Here is a 20,472-nt window from a genome sequence, read left to right as displayed (position 1 = left end):
TGCGACGAACGCTGGGTCGCTTAGCTGCCCAGCGCGTTGATGTCCGCCGGATCGAGCAGCACCTTGCGTGCACCCCGGCGCGCCACCGCGAGCATCGCGCGGCCCACCTTCTCGGTGGTGGTCACGCGGTCGGGCCACCAGCGGTGGGCCAGCCCGAGCACGGGCTTGAGCACCACGATCGCGGCGTCGTACAGCGGCGTCTTCGAGCGCACGCCGTGCAGCGGCTGGATCATCCCGGGCCGGAACATGTAGGACGCGCGAAACGGCAGGCGCATCAGCGCGTTCTCGGTCGCGCCCTTCACGCGCGCCCACATGCGTTCGCCGCGCTCGCTGCTGTCGGTGCCGGCGCCCGTCACGTAGGTGAAGGTCATGCCCGGGTTGAGCCGCGCCAGCACGGTGGCGGCTGCGATCGTCAGGTCGTAGGTGATGCGCTTGTACTCGGGCTCCTTCATGCCGACCGAAGACACGCCCAGGCAGAAGAAGCAGGCATCGAAGCCCGTCAGCTGCGACTCGATGGCGCGGTAGTCGAACATGTCGGTGTGGACCAGGTCCTGCAGCTTGGGATGCTGCTGCCCGGTGGCGCTGCGTCCCACGGCCACCACGCGTTCCACGTCGGGCGCCAGCAGGCACTCGCGCAGCACGCCCTGCCCCACCATGCCGGTGGCGCCAAAGATCAGGATGTTCATGGGAAGGAAGCTCCGAAGCGGTCAGACCGCGAAGGCCGCGGGCTTTTTCTCGAGCACGGCCAGCAGCAAGTCGACGTCGAGGCTGGAAGGCTGCGGCGGCTGCAGCGCGCCGAGCAGGCGCGACAGCGTTTCGATGTGCGGCAGCAGCGGACCGAGAAAGCGCGTGCCGTCGGCACCCGCCACCAGCAGGGTCGGGAAGGTCTCGACGTCGAAGGCGTCGGCGATCTCGGCGTGGTCCTCGATGTCGACCCAGGCGAAGCGGAACTGCGGGTGCGCCTTTGCCAGCTCGACCAGCAGCGGCCGGTAGTCGCGGCAGGTGCCGCACCATTCGGCGCACAGGCAGACGACCCACAGCGCGTTGGCATCGGCGGAAGAATCGACGGGGACGACGGGAACAGCGCTCAAGGTGGATACGGCGAAGGTGGGATGGCGAACCCGGGTGGTGCGGCCGCGGGGTCGTGGCTATTATCAACAAAGCCCCTGCGGGGCGCAGGAGACCCACGATGAACACCTCCACCCCTGCCGCACCGGACACGCCGGCCGCGGTCGATCCGCGCCGCTTCACCAGCTTTGCCGAGTTCTATCCCTTCTATCTGACCGAGCACGCCAACATCACCTGCCGGCGGCTGCACTTCGCGGGCTCGACGATCTCGCTGCTGTGCCTCGTGGCGCTGGTGGTCACGCTCAATCCGTGGTGGCTGCTGGCCGGGCTGGTGGCGGGCTACGGCTTCGCCTGGGTCGGGCACTTCGGCTTCGAGAAGAACAAGCCCGCCTCGTTCAAGCGCCCGCTGTACTCCTTCATGGGCGACTGGAGGATGTACCGGGACATCTGGGCCGGCCGCGTCAAGATCTGACGGCCCGAGCGCCAGGATGCTCCTAGATCAATAGCACGTCGCCCAGCCGCAGCGTACGCAGCGGGCCCTTCTGCCACAGGTCTTCGAGCGGCTCGGCGCGCGGCATCAGCAGCTCGCGCAGCAGCGGCTCGATGGGTGTCGACGGGTCGGCCAGCAGCACGTAGCGCGGGTCCTGGTTGGCGGGCTCCTCGGCCAGCGGCGCGATCCAGTCGAGCCGCACCAGCGTGTCGAGCACCGGCGCCAATTGCAGCCCGTCGACGCGCATGCGCGTCAGCAGTTCGCTCGCGCCCATGCCCTTGGCCGGCGTGGCCTGCGCGCGCGCCAGGTGCTGCAGCACTTCCATCGCGAGCTGCATCGGCCAGCCCGCCGCCCCACCCCGGCGCGCCACGCCCGTCAGCAGGCTCGGCAGGTAGGCCGCGATGACGGCGCCCAGCAGCACGATCACCCAGGCCACGTAGATCCACACCAGCAGGATCGGGAAGGTGGCGAAGGCGCCGTACAGCACCGAGTAGGTCGGCACCAGGCTCAGGTAGTAGCCCAACACGCGCTTGGCGATCTCGATGGCGGCCGCCACGAAGAGGCCGCCGGCCCAGGCGTGCGACCAGCGCACCGTGGTGTTCGGCACGTAGTGGTACAGCCCGGCCATGCCGGCCGCGAGCAACAGGAATTCCAGGGTGTCGAAGGCCAGCTTGACGATGCCTCCACCCACCACGTCGCGCGAAGCGGCGAACACGTACGAGGTGGTCGACAGGCTCACCGCGAGGATCAGCGGCCCGAGCGTGATGGTGGCCCAGTAGATCAGCACCCGCTGCGCCAACGGCCGCGGCGTGCGCACGCGCCAGATGTTGTTGAGCGTCTTGTCGATGGTGAGGATCAGCGCGATGGCGGTGATCAGCAGCACCACCAGGCCCGCGATGCCCAGCCCGCTGGCCTTGCTCGCGAACTGGTTCAGGTAGCCCAGCACCTGGCGCGCGATGTTGTCGGGAATCAGGCTCTCGATCAGCCAGCGCTGCAGGCGGCCCTGCATGGTGGCGAACATCGGGAACACGGTGAAGAGCGCGAGCGCCACCGTGAAGAACGGCACCATGGCGATGGTGGTGGTGAAGGTCAGGCTGCTGGCCGTGAGGCCGAGGCGGTCTTCGCGGAAACGCTCGCCCAATACCGCTGCGGTGTTGCGCCAAGGAAAGCGCGAAAGATCCCTCCAAAGCTGCCGACGATTCATGGCCGGTATCATAGGAGTTGAACACTCCCCCAGTCTCCGCGCACTTCGTGTCGCTGCGCCAACCCCCTCACCGGGGGCGATACCAGCGGCCCGGCAAAGCCGGTTTCGCGGTATCCCGCTCATGAATGCCAACCAGCCGCTTCCTCCCTCTTCCGTCCGCGCCACCCGATGGGCCGCCGTGGGCAGCCTCGTCGGCCTGATCGTGCTGGGCCTGGCTTGGGAGCTGTGGCTGGCGCCGCTGCGCCCGGGCGGCTCGCTGCTGGCGCTCAAGGTGCTGCCGCTGGTCATTCCGCTCGCGGGGCTCTACAAGAACCGCATGTACACCTACCGCTGGGTCAGCCTGATGATCTGGCTCTACTTCACCGAGGGCGTGGTGCGCGCCTGGAGCGACACCAACGGCGTGGGACAAATCCTCGCGCTCGTCGAGGTGCTGCTGTGCCTCGTGCTCTTCGCGGCCTGCGCGTGGCATGTGCGCCTTCGCCTGCGCCACGCCAAGGCCGCCGCTGCTGCTGCCCGTCCCCTGGAGGCTTCCGCCCAATGACCACCTCTTCTTCCCTCCTCGACCAACTGCGCGCCATCGTCGGCGCCACGCACGTGCTGACCGAGGGCGACCTCGCGGCCTACGAGCAGGACTGGCGCAAGCGCGCGCGCGGCAAGTCGCTCGCCGTGGTGCGCCCGGCCAATGCACAGCAGGTGGCCGACGTGGTCAAGGCCTGCGCCGCAGCCGGCACGGCCGTCATTCCGCAGGGCGGCAACACCGGCCTGGCGGTCGGCTCCATTCCCGACGACAGCGGCACGCAGGTGGTGCTGAGCCTGCAGCGCCTGAACGCCATCCGCAACATCGACGCCGCCAACCTCACGATGACCGTCGAGGCCGGCTGCATCCTGCAGACGCTGCAGGAGACCGCCGAGAAGGCCGGCTACCTGTTCCCGCTGAGCCTCGCGGCCGAGGGCAGCTGCACCATCGGCGGCAACCTGGCGACCAACGCGGGCGGCACGCAGGTCGTGCGCTACGGCAACACACGCGACCTGTGCCTGGGCCTGGAAGTGGTCACGCCGCAGGGCGAGATCTGGGAAGGCACGAGCGGTCTGCGCAAGGACAACACGGGCTACGACCTGCGCGACCTGATCGTCGGCAGCGAAGGCACGCTGGGCGTCATCACCGCCGCGACCATGAAGCTGTACCCGCTGCCCGCCGCGCAGCTCACGGCCTGGGCGGCCGTGCCTTCGCTCGACCACGCGGTCACGCTGCTGGGCCTGGCGCACAAGCACCTGGGCTCGGGCCTCACGGGCTTCGAGGTGATGGGCAAGTTCGCGCTGAGCCTGGTCGACAAGCACATGCCGCAACTGCGCGTGCCCTTCATCCATGACGAGGCCGTGCCCTACTGCGTGCTGCTCGAGAACTCCGACAGCGAGTCCGAGGACCACGCCCGCGCGCGCTTCGAGGCGCTGCTCGAAACCGCCTTCGAAGACGGCTGCGTCACCGACGCGGTGGTGGCCGAGAACCTCACGCAGGCGCACCAGCTCTGGCACATCCGCGAGAGCATTCCGCTCGCGCAGGCCGAGGAAGGGCTGAACATCAAGCACGACATCTCGATCCCCGTGTCGCGCATCCCGGCCTTCGTGGAAGCGACCGACGCGCTGCTGAAACGCGAGATCGCCGGCGTGCGGCTGGTGAACTTCGGCCATCTGGGCGACGGCAACCTGCACTACAACGTGCAGGCGCCAGAGAACATCGACACCAAGGCGTTTTTGAAGAACGAGGAAGAGCGCATCAACACGCTGGTCTACGACGCGGTCGAGCAGTTCGGCGGCTCGTTCTCGGCCGAGCATGGCGTGGGCTCGCTCAAGGTCGACAAGCTCGAGAAGCACAAGTCGCCGGTGGCGCTGGAGATGATGCGGGCGATCAAGCGCGGGCTCGATCCGAAGAACATCCTGAACCCGGGGCGCGTGATCCGCGTCTAGCCTGGAAAGTCTTCGCCGCGCAGCGCGATCGGCTGCCCATGCGGCGTGCGCTCCGCCGCGTGGTCCCAGGCGTGGCGGTAGCGGGCCAGCTCGTCGCCGGAACTCGCACCCTTGCGCGCCACGAGGTTTTCGAGCGCGGCGAGCCAGTGGCGGTAGTAGGTGTCGCCCGTGTCCGGGTCGCCCGCGGCTTGCGCGGCGCTGATCTGGGTGGCCAGCGCCTCGGCCCACTCGACCCAGCTGAACAGCCCGCGCTCGTGCAGCGCGAGCGTCATCGCAAAGGCCTGCGCCTCCCACGGTTCCCTGAACACCGGCCCGTCGGCGTCGCGCGGCATGCCCGGGGCGAGTGCGAGCGGTGGCATGTCGTTCGCCTTCATGCCGCGGGCTCCAGGTAGCTTTCCCACGCATCGACCGATACCGCGAGGTTCTGGCGCGGCGCGGCGTCGCCCCACAGCTCGGCTTCGTCGAAGACCACGGTGTAGAGCCATTGCGGCTGCTCGCCCAGGCCCTGCGCATTCGCATCGGCGAACACATGCGCGCCGTGGATGTGCTCGATCGTGCCGCGCTTGCCCTGCACATAGCCCGGCAGGCGCGTGTGGTGGTCGACGCGTCCGAGGTGCATGCGCACGGCCTGCCCGACCGCAAAGCGCGCGGGCGCCGATGCGGGGCGCTCGGTGGCCGAGCCCTTGGCGAGCACGGCGGGCACGTTCGCGGCCTGCAGCACGCGGGCGACCGGCGCGGCCGGATGGTGCATCTGCCCGGACGCGATCTCGTCCGCGAAGACCTGGCCGCGCTGCAGCATCAGCTGCTCCAGCGCGCCGAGCCAGATCTGGTAGTAGCTCAGGTCGCGGTAATCGGGCAGCGTCTCGCGCGCAGCGCGGCTGGTGTCGATGTTCCAGGAGCCGGTGGCGCCCATGGCCAGCGTGAGCGCCAGCGCGCGCGGCTCCCAGGCGCCATGGAACAGCTCGCCTTCGGGTTCGGGCGTGACGGGGCCGAAGCCGGGTTGTCCGCCGAGGTCGGCGTGGGTCGTGTAGGTCATGTCGTGCTCCTTGCCGACGGTGCCTCGACCACGCGCGTGCCGATCATCGAATCGCGCGAGACCAGCGCGGCGAGTTCGTCCTCGCTCCAGTCCTCGGTGCCCGCCGGGCGCTGCGGGATCACGAGGTAGCGCACTTCGGCAGTCGAATCCCAGACGCGGATGCGCGTGGTCTCGGGCAAGGTGGTGCCGAAGTCGGCCAGCACGCCGCGCGGGTCTTTCACGGCGCGCGAGCGGTAGGGCGCGCTCTTGTACCAGGTGGGCGGCAGGCCGAGCACGGGCCAGGGGTAGCAGCTGCACAGGGTGCAGACGACCATGTGGTGCTGGTCGTCGGTGTTGGCCACCGCGACCATGTGTTCGCCCTGGCGGCCTGTGTAGCCCAGCGAGGCGATGGCCGCCGTGGCATCGGCCATCAGCCATTCATGGAACTTGCGGTCGACCCAGGCCCGCGCCACCACCCGTGCGCCGTTGCGCGGGCCGATGCGGGTCTGGTAGGTGTCGATCAGCGCATCGAGCGCGGCGGGGTCGATGTAGCCTTTTTGCGTGAGCACGCTTTCGAGGGCGCGCACGCGCAGGTCCATCTCGCCGAGTTCGCTGTGGTCGTGGGAATGGTCGTGGGAATGGTCATGGCCGGTCATCGGCCGATGCTAGCGCCGCCCCGTAAAATTCCCAACATGACCCTCCCTGCCCGCCCCGTCCGCTCCCAGTACGAAGATTTCATGCGCCACGTCGACACGCACGGCGTGTTCAAGAGCGACCGCACGGGCACGGGCACCAAGAGCGTGTTCGGCCACCAGATGCGTTTCGACCTGAACGAGGGCTTTCCGCTGGTGACCACGAAGAAGGTGCACCTCAAGTCCATCATCCAGGAACTGCTGTGGTTCCTGACCGGCTCCAGCAACAACAACTGGCTCAAGGAACGCGGCGTCACCATCTGGGACGAATGGGCGCGCGAAGACGGCGACCTGGGCCCGGTGTACGGCGTGCAGTGGCGCAGCTGGCCCACGCCCGACGGCGGCCACATCGACCAGATTTCCGACGTCATCAAGACGCTGAAGACCAACCCCGATTCGCGCCGCATCATCGTGAGCGCCTGGAACGTGGCCGAGCTGTCGAAGATGGCGCTCATGCCTTGCCATGCCTTCTTCCAGTTCTACGTGGCACCGCCGCAGGCCGAGGGCGAGCGCGGCAAGCTCAGCTGCCAGCTCTACCAGCGCAGCGCCGACATCTTCCTGGGCGTGCCCTTCAACATCGCGAGCTACGCGCTGCTCACGCACATGGTGGCGCAGCAGTGCGACCTCGACGTGGGCGATTTCATCTGGACCGGCGGCGACTGCCACATCTACAGCAACCACGCCGAGCAGGTGAAGCTGCAGCTCAGCCGCACGCCCTTCCCCTACCCCACGCTGAACATCAAGCGCAAGCCCGACTCGATCTTCGACTACCAGTACGAAGACTTCGAAGTGCTGGACTACAAGCACGGCGATCCGATCAAGGCGCCGGTGGCGGTGTGATGCCGATGCGCCGTGCGGCTGCCTCGCCCTGCCTGAGCGACGCGCGGTGACGGTGGCAGCCCAGGCTCAGCCCCACCCTTTCAGCCAGCGTGCGACGCTGGCAACGCTCGCCGTGCTGGCCGAGCTGACTTTCGTCGGCGCCTCGATGCTGGGCTGGCTTCCCTTGATCATCCTGCAGGGCGTCTTTCTCGGCCCCGTGGTAGCCACCGCCACCGGCGCTGCCTTCACGCTCATGACCTGGTGGATCGTCCAGCCGACGGTCTCGATCACCGGTACGCCGCTGCCCCGGGACAAGGCGCCCACCTTCTTCCGCGCGCTCGACGATCTCCGGCAGCAGCTCGACGCACCGTCGATCGACCACGTCGTGCTGATCGACGAACCCAATGCCGCCGCCTACCAGTCCGGCGGCTTCCTGGCCCTGGCCGGTGGCCGGCGCACCCTGATGCTCGGCGTGCCGCTGCTCAAGCTGCTGTCCGATCGGGAACTGCTGGCGGTGGTCGCGCACGAGCTCGGTCACTTCTCGCGCCGCCATGGCCGGCTCGGGCACTGGATCTACAACGTGCGCGCCAAGTGGGACATCTATCTCGACAGCAATCCCGCACGCGACGGGGGCATCGATCGGCTGCGTCGCTGGATCGCGTCGGCCTTCCTGCCGCGCTTCATCCGGATGTCCGCGAGCTGGTCGCGCGCCTGCGAGTTCGAAGCCGATGCGCTCGCGGCCCAGGCCACGAGCGGTGCCGATCTCGCGCGAGCGTTGACCAAGCTCGAAATCACCGGCAGCTTGATGCGATCGGACCTGCGTACCCGATTGGGCGAGCTGCAGGCCACATCGATCGATGCGCCACGAACCTTCTGGAACGTCGTCCGGGAATTCGTGCGTGACACGGGCGCCGCTCAACTGGAAGCAGCCCTCGCCGATGCGCGCCGCCGCCCGCCCCGGCGCAACGACAGCCATCCCGCGCTCGACGACCGCGCTCAGGCACTCGGCCAATCGGTCGCCATCCCCCACTGGACCGAACCCGTCTGTGCCGGCGAACTTCTGTTCGGCGCCAACTGGGCCACCGAACTGGCAGCCGCCAACGCACGCTGGCACGAAAAGACGGCGCCCACCTGGCGGCTTCAGCATCTGAAGCTGGCGGCCCTGCAGGCACAACAATGGCCTACGGGCGCGCCTGGCGGCGATGGCCACGCGCTCGAGCGTCTGCTCGCGGACGATGCGATCAATGCAACGGACGAAAGCCTGGCGAGTCTGGAGCGCCACGCCCAAGCGCACCCATCCGATGCGCTGACGCAATACGGGCTGGGCCGCGCGCTGCTCCAGCGCGCCCGCACCGAGGGCATCGAGCAGGTGCGCAGCGCCATCCGTCTGGACAAGCGCCTGGCCGTGGCGGGCTACGGTGAGATCCTCGGGCATCTGCATGCGCATGGCACCGAAGCCGAGATTCGCGAATTCACCAAGCGACTGGACCTCGCCGCGGAAAAGCTGGACAAGATCCGGGAGAAACTCTGGCGCCATCTGCTGAAGGAGCCCCTGAGCCCGCTGCCGCTCTGGGCAGCGCAACTGCTCTCCCAAGCGATCGACGAAGACGACGCCATCGATGGCTGCTGGGCAGTCCGTACCGACATCGCAAACGAGGCGGAGTTGGTGTTCACCGTGAACATCCTGGTCGTGCGCGTGCGCCATGCAAAACTGACCGTCGAAGAAGCCAACGAAGACGTGCTCATCGAACGGTACGCGTCCTACCTCGGGACTCTTTTCCCTCACAATGAACTGGCGCGCGTGCGCGTGTTCTTCGACACGGAAGTCATGAGTCCACGCCTCCTGGAGCGCTTCGCACAAGTCCCCGGCTGCGAGATCCGCACGCCGACCGTACCGATCAACGTGGGCCTGATCAAGATCGATTCGCTCTGATTCCGACGAAACTGCCGTACCTGCCATGAACATCCACCTGATCTTCGCGCGCGCCGCCAATGGCGTGATCGGCGCGAACAACACCATTCCCTGGCACCTGCCGGAGGACATGGCGCACTTCAAGCAGCAGACGCTGGGCGCGCCGGTGATCATGGGCCGCAAGACCTGGGACTCACTGCCGCCGCGCTTTCGTCCGCTGCCGGGCCGCCAGAACATCGTGATCACGCGGCAGGCCGACTGGGCCGCCGATGGCGCACAGCGTGTGGGCAGCGTGCAGGAGGCGATCGCGCTGTGCGACGCGCTGAACCTGCCCGATGCCTGGGTGATCGGCGGCGCACAGATCTACGCCGAGGCCGAGCCGCTGGCCCAGCGCGCGGTAGTCACCGAGATCGCACGCGACTACGAAGGCGACGCGCACGCCCCCGTGCTCGACGCCGCCGTGTGGCGCGAGACGCAGCGCGAGTCGCACATCTCAGTCAAGGACGGCCTGCCCTTCAGCTTCGTGACCTACGAACGCGTCACTGCATGACGATCAAGCACCGCGCGCCCGGTACCTCGCCACAACTGTCGCGTCGCACCGTGCTCGCCGGTGCCGCCCTGCTCGCCGGCCTTGCGCCGCTGCAGGCCCTGCAGGCCGCCGGGCCGCTGGAGTCGGACGAAGAGGCGCTGTTCATGCCCGGCACCGCGCGCCCCACGGCCGATGGCCGGCTCGAGGTCGACGTGCATGCCTGGGTGTTCGAGCGCGAGCACCGCTGGGGCCTGGACGCCGCGCTCGCGCGCTACCTCGGCATGAACCTGAAGAAGCTCACGCCGGCCGCGCGGCTGCGCTTCAGCCAACGCACCGCACTGTTCCATGCCGAGTCGGAAGAAGACAAGGTGATCGACGTCGTCTTCGACGGTTCGGCCACGCGCCTCACGATGCCGCCCACGGGCGCCGACGGCCGCAGCAATCTGCGCGCGGTCATCGAGGCCGCGCACATCCCGGCGTCGCAGGAGTGGCTGCCGTTCCATGGCGTGACCGGCCCGGGCGAGCTGCTGCCGCGCTTTCGCGGCCGCGCGCAGATCGTGCCGGCGCAAGGCGTGTCGGTCATCTCGGACATCGACGACACCATCAAGCGCACGCAGGTGCGCGACCGGCGCGAGATGCTGCTGAACACCTTCGCGCGCCGCTTCGAGGCCGCGCCGGGCATGGCAGCGCACTACCGCGCGCTGGCGCAGGCGCCCGGCACGCGCTTTCACTACCTCTCGGGCAGCCCGATCCAGCTGTACCCCGCGCTCACCGATTTCATTCGCGACGCCGACTTTCCCGCCGGCAGCATGCACCTGCGCGAGAGCACGACCTGGCGCACGCTGATCCCCAGCGGCGAAGAATCGCGCGCCCACAAGCTCGGCGTGATCGAGCGGCTGCTGGCCGAATTTCCGCAGCGCCGCTTCCTGCTCGTGGGCGATTCGGGCGAGGCCGATCCCGAGATCTATGCGCAGGTGTTCCGCGCGCATCCGCAGCGCATCGACGGCATCGTGATCCGCGACGTGACCGACGAGAACCGGCTGTCCGACCGCTACCGCGCCACCTTCGAAGGCATCGCGCCCGTGGTCTGGCACCTGCTGCGGCCCGACACCACCGCCTGGCCCATTCAACCAGCCAATCGATAGCGGCGGTTCACGCCGCGCGCGCCCCCAACCAACGCCGGTAGCGCTTCGTCAGCCGCTTCGTGCGCAGCTGGTCGAGCACCAGGGTCAGGAACGGCGAATGCGCGGGCGCGCTGTCGCGGCCCGGGCGCAGCGTGCGCAGCCGGCGCTTCACCAGCGCCATGCGCGCCAGCGCGGCCATGACCTGGTCCTTCCAGTCGACCTGCGGGCTCTGCGCCGCCGCGTCTTCGCCCGCGCGCCAGCGTGCCGGCAGGTCGGGCGCCACGGCCAGCGCGGTGGCCATGCCCACCACGGCGACGCCTTCTCCCAGCACCCGTTCGGCAACGGCGCGGCGCACGATGCCGCCCGTGGTCATGACCGGCATGCGCGCCTCGGCGGCCAGCTCCCGGGCGAACTCCAGGAAGTAGGCCTCGCGCGCCAGCGTGCGGCCGTCGGCGGTGCGTCCCTGCATCGCCGGGCTCTCGTAGCTGCCGCCCGACAGCTCGACCAGGTCCACGGCCTCGTCGTTGAGCCAGCGGATGACCTGCTTCGCATCGTTCTCCGAGAAGCCGCCGCGCTGGAAGTCGGCGGAGTTGAGCTTGACGGCCACGGCGAAGCCAGGCGCCACGCGGGCCCGCACGGCGCGCACCACGTCGAGCAGGAAGCGCGCGCGGTTCTCCAGGCTGCCGCCCCAGGCGTCGGTGCGCTGGTTGGTCAGCGGCGACAGAAACTGCGAGAGCAGGTAGCCGTGCGCCGCATGCACCTGCACGCCGGTGAAGCCCGCGCGCTCGGCCGCCTGCGCCGTGGCGGCGAAGCGGTCGACGGTCTCGGCGATCTCCGCTTCGCTCATGGCCTTGGGCTGCACGAAAAGCTTGCTGTGCTTGCCCAGATCGAGCGCCACCGACGACGGCGCCCAGGCCGTGCCGCCCATGTTGATCTGCACCTGCCGGCCCGGATGGTTGATCTGCATCCACACCTGCGCGCCGCCGCTGCGCGCGGCCGCGGCCCATTCGCTGAAGCGCTCGAGCGACGTGCCGGCTTCGAGCACGACGCCGCCCGGGCCGGTGAGCGCGCGGCCGTCGATCATCACGTTGCCCGTGAGGATCAGGCCCGCCCCGCCCTGCGCCCAGACGCGGTAGAGGTCGTGCAGCGCCGCGCCCGGCAGTTGCCCGGCGTCGGCCATGTTTTCCTCCATGGCGGCCTTGGCCAGGCGGTTGGGCAGGACGCTCCCGTTGGGCAGGGTCAGCGGCAGGAAAAGCGGCGAGGAGTTCACGATGAGGACCGGGTGGTGGAGTGGAAAAACCCGATGCTAAGATTCAAGCCAACTTGAAGGTCAAGCGATATGAAGATCGGTGAACTGGCAGACAAGACCGGCATGGCGCCCTCGGCCATCCGCTTCTACGAACAAAGCGGCCTGCTGCCCGCGCCCGAGCGCGGCGCCAATGGGTACCGCGTCTACACCGAGGCCGCGCTCAAGCGGCTGCAGCTGATCCAGATCGCGCAGAACCTCGGCTTCTCGCTGGACAGCCTGCGCAGCGCCTTCGCAGGCTGCGAGGTCTTCTCGGGGGACGACCTGCTCGAACGGCTCGACGGCCGCGTGCGCGAAATCGACCAGCTCATGGCCAGCCTGCGCGCGCAGCGGCGCGACCTGACCGACCTGCGCACCACCTTGCGCCAGACCTGGGCCGCCGGCGAATGCATGGACCCCGCCACGCTGGCCGAAAGCATGGCTACGACCAGAAACAAAGTGGCACGTCCCTCGCGCCCGCAGAAAGAACTGGAAACTTCGGTACACGCCTCGAAAGGCATGCGCGGCGCAGGGTTTAGACAGCGCTAATTGTTTGTGCGCACAATGCCCGAACCGCCCTCCCCTCAACACAAGGAGACGCCCCATGTCCATGGAATTTCTTCGGACCCTCGCCGAGCAGAAATTGCCATACGTCCTCCACACGCCCGCAGACATCGACAGGCTGCGCGTGCTGCGTGCCGCTGACCTCGTGACTGCCTTCATTCCGCCGTCCGAGCACGCGCCCGACGAGCGCGCGATCCATCAGCTGGCCCAGGTGGAATCGATCACCGCGAAGGGCCGCCTGGCCCTGAACAAGGCGACCTCTTCGTTCATCGAACTCTGAGGTGCGCCCGCACGCTCAGGCAACGCTCAGACCACGCCCTGCGCCAGCATCGCATCGGCCACGCGCACGAAGCCGGCGATGTTCGCGCCATCCACGTAGCTCACGCTGCCGTCGGCGCGCGAACCGTAGTGCAGGCACGACTCGTGGATGCCCTGCATGATCTGCAGCAGGCGCGCATCGACCTCGTCGCGCGTCCATGACAGCCGGGCCGCGTTCTGGCTCATCTCCAGGCCCGACGTGGCCACGCCGCCCGCGTTGCTGGCCTTGCCCGGCGCGTACAGCACGCCGTGGCCTTCGAGCACCTTCACGGCCTCGATGGTCGAGGGCATGTTGGCGCCTTCGGCCACGCACACCACGCCGTTCTTCACCAGCGTGCGCGCGTCTTCCTCATTGAGCTCGTTCTGCGTGGCGCTGGGCAGCGCCACGTCGACTGGCACGTGCCACGGCGTGGCGCCGGCCACGAAGCGGGTGCCGGTGCGCTCGGCGTAGTCGCTCACGCGGCCGTAGAGGTGGTTCTTCACGTCCATCAGCACGGCCAGCTTCTCGGGCGTGAAGCCTTCCTCGTCGACCACGGTGCCGCTCGAATCGGACACGGTGACCACCTTCGCGCCCAGCGCCATGGCCTTCTCGATGGTGTACTGCGCCACGTTGCCCGCGCCCGAGACGCTCACGCGCAGGCCGTCGAAGCTGCGGCCCTTGCGCTTGAGCATTTCCTGCGCGAAGTAGACGTTGCCGTAGCCCGTGGCCTCGGGGCGGATCAGCGAACCGCCGAAGCTCAGGCCCTTGCCGGTGAACACGCAGTCGGCGCGGTTGGTGAGCTTCTTGACCATGCCGGCCATGAAGCCGACCTCGCGCCCGCCCACGCCCACGTCGCCGGCCGGTACGTCGGTGTCGGAGCCCACGTGGCGGAACAGCTCGGTCACCAGGGCCTGGCAGAAGCGCATCACCTCGCCCTGGCTCTTGCCCTTGGGATCGAAGTCGGCACCGCCCTTGCCGCCGCCCATGGGCAGCGTGGTCAGCGCGTTCTTGAAGGTCTGCTCGAAGGCCAGGAACTTGAGGATCGACAGGTTCACCGAGGGGTGGAAGCGCATGCCGCCCTTGTAGGGGCCGATGGCCAGGCTGTGCTGGATGCGGAAACCGCGGTTGACCTGCACCTCGCCGTGGTCGTCCACCCAGGACACGCGGAACATGATCACGCGCTCGGGCTCCACCAGCCGCTCCAGCAGGCTGTGGCTCGTGTACTTGGGGTGCTTCTCGATGTAGGGCCACAGGCTCTCCATCACTTCGGTCACGGCCTGCAGGTACTCGGGCTGTCCGGGGTTGCGTTGTGCGACGTGTGCGAGGAACCCCCCGACGGATGCGTGCTTCATTCCAATCAATCCTCTGTTTTCCAAAACGGTGCATAACCTTATGCGGATCCTGCATTTTGCCGGATAGGAGAACCAGATTGAGGCGCAAAGCCCTAACAAGGTGCGTTGTTTGGGGCCCGTGGCGTGACGAGGCCCCAACTTGGAACATCGCCGGGGCGCACAGGCGGCCGCAAAAGCGGTCAGAATCCCGCCCCGCGCGCCCTCCCGCACGGCCCGTCTCGGAATTCAAAGATGCAGATCAGCTACCGCTTCCAGTTCTCGCAGGCGCATGTGCTCACCGGCTTCCTGCGCAACCTGCAGCAGGTCTGGTGGGTCCGGTTCAAGTGGCCGTTGGCGCTGCTGTTCGCCCTGGCCCTGGCCGTGTGCGTCCACGAAGGGTTTCCCGTCCTGGCGGTCGTTTTCGCGGTCGGCATCGCGCTGCTGCTGAGCGCGCCGGCCATCGCCCGGCTGGCCCTCCATCGCTTCAGGCAGAGCCCCTTCTACAACGACGAGATCGACTTCGCGCTGTCGGAAAGCGGCTCCCACGCACGGGGCCGCCACAGCGAGGTGCGCCACGGCTGGGAGGCCTACACCAAGGCCCGCCGCTTCAAGGACGGCCTGCTGCTGTGCCACGGCCCGGACGCCTTCCACTGGCTGCCCGATGCGGCCGCGGCCGATCCGGCGGCCATTGCAGCGGCGCAGCAGCTGGCACGCGCGCGCATCCGGGACTATCGCGAGCTCTGACCGGGAACCGGGGACGATGAAGGCAAGGCGCCCCGGATCCAGGGCGCGCCCGCCTGCTACTTGCGCGCCTTCTCGATCTCCGCCATCAGTTCCTTGACGGTGGCCTCGCCGACCGAGGCCGTGTACTTGTCGATCACCGGCTTCACCTTGGCGCGCAGCTTCGCCATCTCTTCGGGCGGCAGCTCCGAAACCGTCATGCCGGCCTTCTTGAGCGCGTCGAGCGCGCTGTCGGCGGCGCCGCGCGAGGCCTGGCGCTGGAACGTGGTCGCCTCCGCGGCGGCCTCGTTGACGATCTTCTTTTCGTCGGCACTCATGCCATCCCAGGTCTTGCGGCTGATCAGCAGCGCCTGCGGGTTGTAGATGTGGCGGGTCTGGGTGATGTACTTCTGCACTTCCGCGAACTTGGACGACAGGATGGTCGTGTTCGGGTTCTCCTGGCCGTCGACCGCCTTCTGGTCGAGCGCGGGGTACAGCTCGGGGAACGGCAACGGCGTGGCATTGGCGCCCAGCGCGCTGAACATGTCGATGTAGATCGGCGACTGGATCACGCGGATCTTCAACCCCGCGATGTCGTCAGCCTTGACGATCGGACGCTTGCTGTTCGTCAGGTTGCGAAAGCCCAGGTCCCAGTAGCCCAGGCCGTGCAGCGCCTTGTCCTCCAGCTTGGCCATCAGCTTCTGGCCGAAGGGGCCGTCGGTGATGACGTCGGCTTCCTTGCCGCTGTTGAAGAGGAACGGGAAGTCGTAGGCCGCGAACTCCTTCACCTGCGCCGACAGGATGCCGGCGTTGAGCACGGTCATCTCCACGGTGCCGCCCTGCAGCGCCGACACGGTCTGCAGGTCGCCGCCCAGCGTGCCGCCCGGGAACAGCTTCACGGTGATCTTGCCGCCCGACTTCGCGGCCACGAGGTCGGCGAACTTCTGCGCGCCCTGCGCCTGCGGATGACCGGCCTGGTTCTGGAACGCGAACTTGATGGTGCGCTCCTTGAGCTGCGCGAACGCACCAGGGGCCGCGAACGCGAGGGTCGCCGCCATGGCGGCCAGCAGCACGGTGCGCTTCGAATGCTTCGTCTTCATGGTGATGTCTCCTTCTCTTTGTTGGGGATGGTGCAAACGGCTGGGCCTACGCCCTCTTCTTGAACAACGCCGAGGCTCCGCTGGCGCGCGCCACCTCCTCGGCGGCCTGGCACAGCGCAGGTCCCAGCGCCTCCATCCGCTGCGGCGTGAGCCGCACCGACGGGCCCGCGATGGTGACGACCCCGATCGCCGTGCCGTCGGCGCCGAACACGGGCGCGGCCATGGCGGTCATCGCGGGGGCGAACACCTCGTTGATCATGCTGAAGCCGCGCTGGCGCGCCGCCTTCACGAAAGCCATCACGGCCTTGAGCGACGTGGGGGCCTTGGGGCCGTAGTCCTCGGGCTTGCCCAGCCCCTTCTTGGCGACGAGCGCCATCGCGTCGTCTTCGCCCATGGTGGACAGCCACGCGTGCCCGGCGGCGCTGCACGAGAGCGCCACCGACAGCCCCATGTCGGGGTCGTAGCGCAGGCCATGCGTGGCGCCTTGGGCCTTCGCGACAAAGGTCAGGTCTTCGCCATCGACCACCGCCAGGCGCACGAGCTCGCCCGAGGTCGAGGCCAGCTGGTCGAGCAGCGGCTGCGCGATGTCGACGATGCCCGAGCGGCTGAGGAACGACAGGCTGATCGAGACCAGCTTGATGGTCAGCACGTAGTGGCCGTCGCGCGCCTCCTGCCGCACGTAGCCGCAGCGGATGAGCTCCGCGAGCAATCGGTGCGATGCACTCAGTGGAATCTGCAATTCGCTGGCCAACGCCGACAGCGCGCACCCCTCGGGATGCTCCGCCAGATGTTCCAGCACCTTGAAGCTGCGTTCCAGTATTCCGCTCATTTCGTCCTCCAGATGTCGTCTCGTCAACGCGGGCGATGCGGCCCGCCACTCAGGGTCCGCCAGCGTAGCAGAACTCGGGGAAGGGATTTCCATTATGGAAATTCTTTCCAACAAAAATACGATCGCCTCCGTCCGGCATTTTTTCCTTCCCCCTTTCTTCCTTCCCGCCCGAGGACCCTTCGTGAAACTTCTTCGTATGCTTGCCGTGGCCGGCCTGTGCGCCGGCCTCACCGCCCCGTCGTGGGCGCAGCAGGAGCGCGTGATCCGCTTCGGCCACCTGAACAACGCCGACCACCCCGTGAGCTTCGGCGTCAAGCGCTTTGCCGAACTCCTGTCGGCCAAGAGCGGCGGCAAGATGAAGGTCCAGGAGTTCCCCGCCTCCCAGTTGGGCAACGAGATGCAGCAGCAGTCGGCCTTGCAGGGCGGCGTGCAGCAGATGTCGGCACCGGCCACCACGTCCCTCGCAGGCATCGTCAAGGAGTTCGGCCTCGTCGACTTCCCCTTCTCGGTGAACAACTTCGCACAGGCCGATGCACTGCTCGACGGCCCGTTGGGTCAGGCCCTCATCGCCAAGCTCCCCGAGAAGGGCCTCGTCGCCCTGGGCTACTGGGACCTGGGCTTTCGCAACGTCACGAACAGCAAGCGCCCCATCGCCAAGCCTGAAGACCTCGAAGGTCTGAAGATCCGCGTGATCCCCAACCCCGTGTTCCTCGAGACCTTCAAGGCCTTCAAGGCCAACCCGGTGCCGATGCCCTTCGCCGAGCTGTACGGTGCGCTGGAAGCCAAGGCGGTCGACGGCCAGGAGAACCCGTATGCGGTGATCCTCTCGAACAAGTTCTACGAAGTGCAGAAGTTCGTGAGCGCCACCAACCACGTGTACGCGGCCAACATCGTGTTGGTGAGCAAGAAGTTCTGGGACTCGCTCACGCCCGCCGAGCAGAAGATGATGAACGACGCGGCCAACGAGGCGCGCGGCTATCAGCGGCAAGTGAGTCGCGCCGCCGCGCAGAAGGCCGTGGGCGACCTGCAGGCCAAGGGCGCGCAGTTCAACGAACTCGGCGCCGCCGAGCAAAAGCGCATGCGCGACATCGCCAAACCCGTCGTCGACAAGTTCGCCGCCCAGTACGACCCCGCCATCGTCAAGCTCTACAACGACGAGCTCGCACGCATCCGCAAGTAAGTCAGCAAGCCAGCCCGTCCCTCACCGAAGCTCCCCATGAAGATCCTCGTTCTCCACGGCCCCAACCTCAACCTGTTCGGTCGCCGCGAACCGCACATCTACGGCAAGACCACGCTCGCCGAAATCAACGCGCAGCTGCAGGCGCTCGCCGTCGAACTCGGCGTGACGCTGGACACCATCCAGTCGAACCACGAAGGCGACCTGATCGACTTCCTGCACACCCACATCGACGATGCGCAGGGCGCGCTGGTGAACCCCGCCGGCCTCACGCAGCACGGCGTGCCGCTGCACGACGCGATCAAGGCCATGCCGTTCCCGACCATCGAGGTCCACATGTCCAACATCGCCGCGCGCGAAGCATGGCGCGCGCATTCGATCATCTCGCCGGCGGTGAAGGGCACGGTCCAGGGCCTGGGCCCGCTGTCGTACCTGGCCGCGTTGCGCGCGCTGGTCGACATGCAGCGCCAGGCCCAGGCTCAAGTGCAGGCGCAGGCCGCCGCATGACCCGCTGGCTCGACCGGTGCTGCACCGGCATCGAGGCGCTGATCGCGGCCGCGCTCGCGGTCATGGTCGTGCTCGTGTTCGGCAACGTGGTGCTGCGCTACGGCTTCAACTCGGGCATCACGGTGTCCGAGGAAATCTCGCGCTGGCTCTTCATCTGGATGACCTTCCTGGGCGCCGTGGTGGCGCTGAAGGAGCACGGGCACCTGGGTGTGGACATGGTGGTGCAGAAGCTGCCCCCCATCGGCAAGAAGATCTGCCTGGCCGTCGGCCATGTGGTCATGCTCTACATCGTCTGGCTGCTGCTGCAAGGCAGCATCGCGCAGGCGCGCATCAACTGGGACGTGACGGCGCCCGTCACCGGCGCGTCGATGGCCATCGTCTACGCCGCGGGCATCGTGTTCTCGGTGCTGGCCGGGCTCATCCTGGCGCTCGACCTGCTGCGCCTGCTCACGGGCCGCATCGCCGACCATGAGTTGGTGATGGTGCAGGAGTCGGAAGAAGCGGTGCAGCTGCAGCAGATCCTGGGTTCGCAAGACGCCAAGGAACCGGGGGCACGGCCATGACCATCGCTGTTTTCGTCGGCTCGCTGTTGCTCGCCATGGCGATGGGCATTCCCATCGCCTTCTCGCTGCTGGCCAGCGGCGTGGCGCTGATGTGGCACCTCGACCTGTTCGACGCGCAGATCCTCACGCAGAACGTGATCGGCGGCGCCGACAGCTTTCCGCTGCTGGCCGTGCCCTTCTTCATGCTCGCGGGCGAGATCATGAACGTGGGCGGGCTGTCCAAGCGCATCGTCGACTTCGCGCTCGCGCTGGTCGGCCATGTGAAGGGCGGCCTGGGCTACGTGACCATCATGGCCGGCTGCCTGCTGTCGGCGCTCTCGGGCTCGGCCGTGGCCGACGCCGCCGCGCTCACCGCACTGCTGCTGCCGATGATGGTGCGCGCGGGCCACGACAAGCCGCGCGCGGCCGGCCTCATTGCGGCCACCGGCGTGATCGGCCCCGTGATCCCGCCGAGCATCGGCCTGGTGATCTTCGGCGTGGCGGCCAACGTGTCGATCTCCAAGCTGTTTCTCGCGGCCATCGTGCCGGGGCTGCTGATCGGCGGCGCGCTGTGGATCACCTGGGCCTGGCTGGTGCGGCGCGAAAAGATCGTGCCGCCGCCGCGAAAGTCGTCGGCCGAGATTGCCGCCGCCTTCCGCAACGCGCTGTGGGCGCTGATGCTGCCGGTGATCATCCTCGTGGGCCTGCGCATGGGCGTGTTCACGCCCACCGAGGCCGCGGTGGTGGCCGCCGTGTACGCGCTGTTCGTGTCGACGGTGGTGTACCGCGAGATCACCTGGAAGGACCTGTACGCCATCTTCGTGAGTGCAGCCAAGACCAGCGCCATCGTGATGTTCCTGATCGCCGCGGCGATGGTGAGCGCCTGGCTCATCACGGTGGCCGACCTGCCCTCGAAGATCGTGGGCATGCTGCAGCCGTTCATGGGCAACCAGATGCTGCTCATGATCGCGATCATGGTGCTCGTGATGGTGGTGGGCACGGCGATGGACATGACGCCGACCATCCTCATCCTCACGCCGGTGCTCATGCCCGTGGTGAAGGCGGCCGGCATCGACCCCGTGTACTTCGGCGTGCTGTTCATCATCAACAACTCGATCGGCCTCGTCACGCCGCCAGTGGGCACGGTGCTCAACGTGGTGGCCGGCGTCGGCAAGATCTCGATGGACGACGTCACGCGCGGCGTGGTGCCGTTCATGCTGGCCGAGTTCGCGATCCTGTTCGTGATGGTGGCGTTTCCGCAGCTGGTGATCGTGCCGGCGCGATGGTTTGGGGGCTGAGCC

24 protein-coding genes are annotated in these 20,472 nt (G+C 67.9%); 14 read left to right on the top strand and 10 right to left on the bottom strand.

From position 1 onward, the window contains the following. Window positions 1-20 precede the first annotated feature (20 nt). Both ACAM42_RS11625 and ACAM42_RS11620 read right to left on the bottom strand, forming a co-directional pair. The gene (locus tag ACAM42_RS11625; RefSeq protein WP_369632093.1) at window positions 21-686 is read right to left on the bottom strand and encodes an NAD-dependent epimerase/dehydratase family protein; all 666 of its coding nucleotides are present in this window, start codon (window positions 684-686) and stop codon (window positions 21-23) included. A 21-nt stretch (window positions 687-707) separates the two neighbouring features. Continuing rightward, complete coding sequence (locus ACAM42_RS11620; protein ID WP_139705773.1) at window positions 708-1,091, bottom strand: thioredoxin family protein; 384 nt, start codon at window positions 1,089-1,091, stop codon at window positions 708-710. Between the two features lie 98 nt (window positions 1,092-1,189). Here ACAM42_RS11620 and ACAM42_RS11615 point away from each other — a divergent pair, with 98 nt between their 5' ends. After that, window positions 1,190-1,540, top strand: coding sequence for an Mpo1-like protein (locus ACAM42_RS11615; protein WP_369632092.1), 351 nt, complete (start codon window positions 1,190-1,192; stop codon window positions 1,538-1,540). Between the two features lie 22 nt (window positions 1,541-1,562). Here ACAM42_RS11615 and ACAM42_RS11610 read toward each other — a convergent pair whose 3' ends face one another. Further along, window positions 1,563-2,774, bottom strand: a complete 1,212-nt coding sequence (locus ACAM42_RS11610) for a YihY family inner membrane protein (protein WP_139705771.1) — start codon at window positions 2,772-2,774, stop codon at window positions 1,563-1,565. Between the two features lie 109 nt (window positions 2,775-2,883). On the opposite strand from ACAM42_RS11610, the gene ACAM42_RS11605 reads away from it, so the two are divergent. Both ACAM42_RS11605 and ACAM42_RS11600 read left to right on the top strand, forming a co-directional pair. After that, window positions 2,884-3,303, top strand: a complete 420-nt coding sequence (locus tag ACAM42_RS11605) for a DUF2069 domain-containing protein (protein WP_369632091.1) — start codon at window positions 2,884-2,886, stop codon at window positions 3,301-3,303. Next, on the top strand, window positions 3,300-4,727 hold the full coding sequence (locus tag ACAM42_RS11600) for an FAD-binding oxidoreductase (protein WP_369632090.1): 1,428 nt from the start codon (window positions 3,300-3,302) through the stop codon (window positions 4,725-4,727). Before ACAM42_RS11605 ends, ACAM42_RS11600 begins: the two co-directional genes overlap by 4 nt. Here the strand turns inward: ACAM42_RS11600 and ACAM42_RS11595 are convergent. The 3 genes from ACAM42_RS11595 to nthA are packed head-to-tail and all read right to left on the bottom strand — an operon-like array spanning window position 4,724 to window position 6,398. After that, window positions 4,724-5,101, bottom strand: a complete 378-nt coding sequence (locus tag ACAM42_RS11595) for a nitrile hydratase accessory protein (RefSeq protein ID WP_369632089.1) — start codon at window positions 5,099-5,101, stop codon at window positions 4,724-4,726. The two genes, ACAM42_RS11600 and ACAM42_RS11595, sit on opposite strands and share 4 nt — an antisense overlap. Beyond that, the gene (gene nthB / locus ACAM42_RS11590; RefSeq protein WP_369632088.1) at window positions 5,098-5,763 is read right to left on the bottom strand and encodes a nitrile hydratase subunit beta; all 666 of its coding nucleotides are present in this window, start codon (window positions 5,761-5,763) and stop codon (window positions 5,098-5,100) included. Before nthB ends, ACAM42_RS11595 begins: the two co-directional genes overlap by 4 nt. Next, on the bottom strand, window positions 5,760-6,398 hold the full coding sequence (gene nthA, locus ACAM42_RS11585) for a nitrile hydratase subunit alpha (RefSeq protein WP_369632087.1): 639 nt from the start codon (window positions 6,396-6,398) through the stop codon (window positions 5,760-5,762). Before nthA ends, nthB begins: the two co-directional genes overlap by 4 nt. 36 nt (window positions 6,399-6,434) lie before the next feature. On the opposite strand from nthA, the gene ACAM42_RS11580 reads away from it, so the two are divergent. From ACAM42_RS11580 to ACAM42_RS11565, 4 genes are read left to right on the top strand one after another with little or no spacing between them, the layout of a single operon-like run. Further along, entirely contained in the window at window positions 6,435-7,274 is an 840-nt protein-coding gene (locus ACAM42_RS11580; RefSeq protein ID WP_070059729.1) for a thymidylate synthase, read from the top strand. 46 nt (window positions 7,275-7,320) lie between these two features. After that, window positions 7,321-9,186, top strand: coding sequence for a M48 family metalloprotease (locus ACAM42_RS11575; protein WP_369632086.1), 1,866 nt, complete (start codon window positions 7,321-7,323; stop codon window positions 9,184-9,186). 25 nt (window positions 9,187-9,211) lie between these two features. Then, window positions 9,212-9,715: a dihydrofolate reductase gene (locus tag ACAM42_RS11570; RefSeq protein ID WP_369632085.1), complete on the top strand. Its 504-nt coding sequence runs from the start codon at window positions 9,212-9,214 to the stop codon at window positions 9,713-9,715. Then, window positions 9,712-10,839: an App1 family protein gene (locus ACAM42_RS11565; RefSeq protein WP_369632084.1), complete on the top strand. Its 1,128-nt coding sequence runs from the start codon at window positions 9,712-9,714 to the stop codon at window positions 10,837-10,839. Before ACAM42_RS11570 ends, ACAM42_RS11565 begins: the two co-directional genes overlap by 4 nt. Window positions 10,840-10,846: 7 nt before the next feature. On the opposite strand, the gene ACAM42_RS11560 is transcribed toward ACAM42_RS11565, so the two are convergent. Then, window positions 10,847-12,088 (bottom strand): NADH:flavin oxidoreductase/NADH oxidase family protein, encoded by a 1,242-nt coding sequence (locus ACAM42_RS11560; protein WP_369632083.1) that lies wholly within the window; start codon window positions 12,086-12,088, stop codon window positions 10,847-10,849. 69 nt (window positions 12,089-12,157) lie between these two features. Between ACAM42_RS11560 and ACAM42_RS11555 the strand changes: the two genes are divergently transcribed. Further along, a complete protein-coding gene (locus ACAM42_RS11555; RefSeq protein ID WP_369632082.1) occupies window positions 12,158-12,652 on the top strand; it encodes a MerR family transcriptional regulator in 495 nt (164 codons plus the stop codon). Window positions 12,653-12,707: 55 nt separating this feature from the next. Further along, on the top strand, window positions 12,708-12,947 hold the full coding sequence (locus tag ACAM42_RS11550) for a hypothetical protein (protein WP_095951069.1): 240 nt from the start codon (window positions 12,708-12,710) through the stop codon (window positions 12,945-12,947). Window positions 12,948-12,973: 26 nt separating this feature from the next. Here the strand turns inward: ACAM42_RS11550 and gdhA are convergent, their stop codons facing one another. Then, window positions 12,974-14,317 carry an NADP-specific glutamate dehydrogenase gene (gdhA, locus tag ACAM42_RS11545; RefSeq protein WP_070059733.1) on the bottom strand — a complete coding sequence of 448 codons (1,344 nt, stop codon included), beginning with the start codon at window positions 14,315-14,317 and terminating at the stop codon, window positions 12,974-12,976. Window positions 14,318-14,548: 231 nt separating this feature from the next. On the opposite strand from gdhA, the gene ACAM42_RS11540 reads away from it, so the two are divergent. After that, window positions 14,549-15,040: a hypothetical protein gene (locus ACAM42_RS11540; protein ID WP_369632081.1), complete on the top strand. Its 492-nt coding sequence runs from the start codon at window positions 14,549-14,551 to the stop codon at window positions 15,038-15,040. Window positions 15,041-15,096: 56 nt separating this feature from the next. Here ACAM42_RS11540 and ACAM42_RS11535 read toward each other — a convergent pair whose 3' ends face one another. Together ACAM42_RS11535 and ACAM42_RS11530 are read right to left on the bottom strand one after the other, a co-directional pair. Beyond that, on the bottom strand, window positions 15,097-16,074 hold the full coding sequence (locus ACAM42_RS11535) for a TRAP transporter substrate-binding protein (RefSeq protein WP_369632757.1): 978 nt from the start codon (window positions 16,072-16,074) through the stop codon (window positions 15,097-15,099). An 88-nt stretch (window positions 16,075-16,162) separates the two neighbouring features. Continuing rightward, the gene (locus ACAM42_RS11530) at window positions 16,163-16,945 is read right to left on the bottom strand and encodes an IclR family transcriptional regulator (RefSeq protein WP_062476577.1); all 783 of its coding nucleotides are present in this window, start codon (window positions 16,943-16,945) and stop codon (window positions 16,163-16,165) included. Between the two features lie 196 nt (window positions 16,946-17,141). Between ACAM42_RS11530 and ACAM42_RS11525 the strand changes: the two genes are divergently transcribed. From ACAM42_RS11525 to ACAM42_RS11510, 4 genes are read left to right on the top strand one after another with little or no spacing between them, the layout of a single operon-like run. Next, window positions 17,142-18,125, top strand: a complete 984-nt coding sequence (locus ACAM42_RS11525; protein WP_070094999.1) for a TRAP transporter substrate-binding protein — start codon at window positions 17,142-17,144, stop codon at window positions 18,123-18,125. 36 nt (window positions 18,126-18,161) lie between these two features. Then, window positions 18,162-18,629, top strand: a complete 468-nt coding sequence (locus tag ACAM42_RS11520; RefSeq protein ID WP_369632080.1) for a type II 3-dehydroquinate dehydratase — start codon at window positions 18,162-18,164, stop codon at window positions 18,627-18,629. Next, complete coding sequence (locus tag ACAM42_RS11515) at window positions 18,626-19,192, top strand: TRAP transporter small permease (protein ID WP_095951047.1); 567 nt, start codon at window positions 18,626-18,628, stop codon at window positions 19,190-19,192. Before ACAM42_RS11520 ends, ACAM42_RS11515 begins: the two co-directional genes overlap by 4 nt. Beyond that, window positions 19,189-20,469 carry a TRAP transporter large permease gene (locus tag ACAM42_RS11510; protein ID WP_062476564.1) on the top strand — a complete coding sequence of 427 codons (1,281 nt, stop codon included), beginning with the start codon at window positions 19,189-19,191 and terminating at the stop codon, window positions 20,467-20,469. Before ACAM42_RS11515 ends, ACAM42_RS11510 begins: the two co-directional genes overlap by 4 nt. Window positions 20,470-20,472: the final 3 nt, after the last annotated feature.

This window comes from Variovorax sp. V35 (assembly GCF_041154465.1).
Lineage (GTDB): Bacteria > Pseudomonadota > Gammaproteobacteria > Burkholderiales > Burkholderiaceae_C > Variovorax > Variovorax boronicumulans.
Note: the sequence above shows the minus strand (reverse complement) of the source record. Positions and strands in the feature narration are given on the sequence as shown.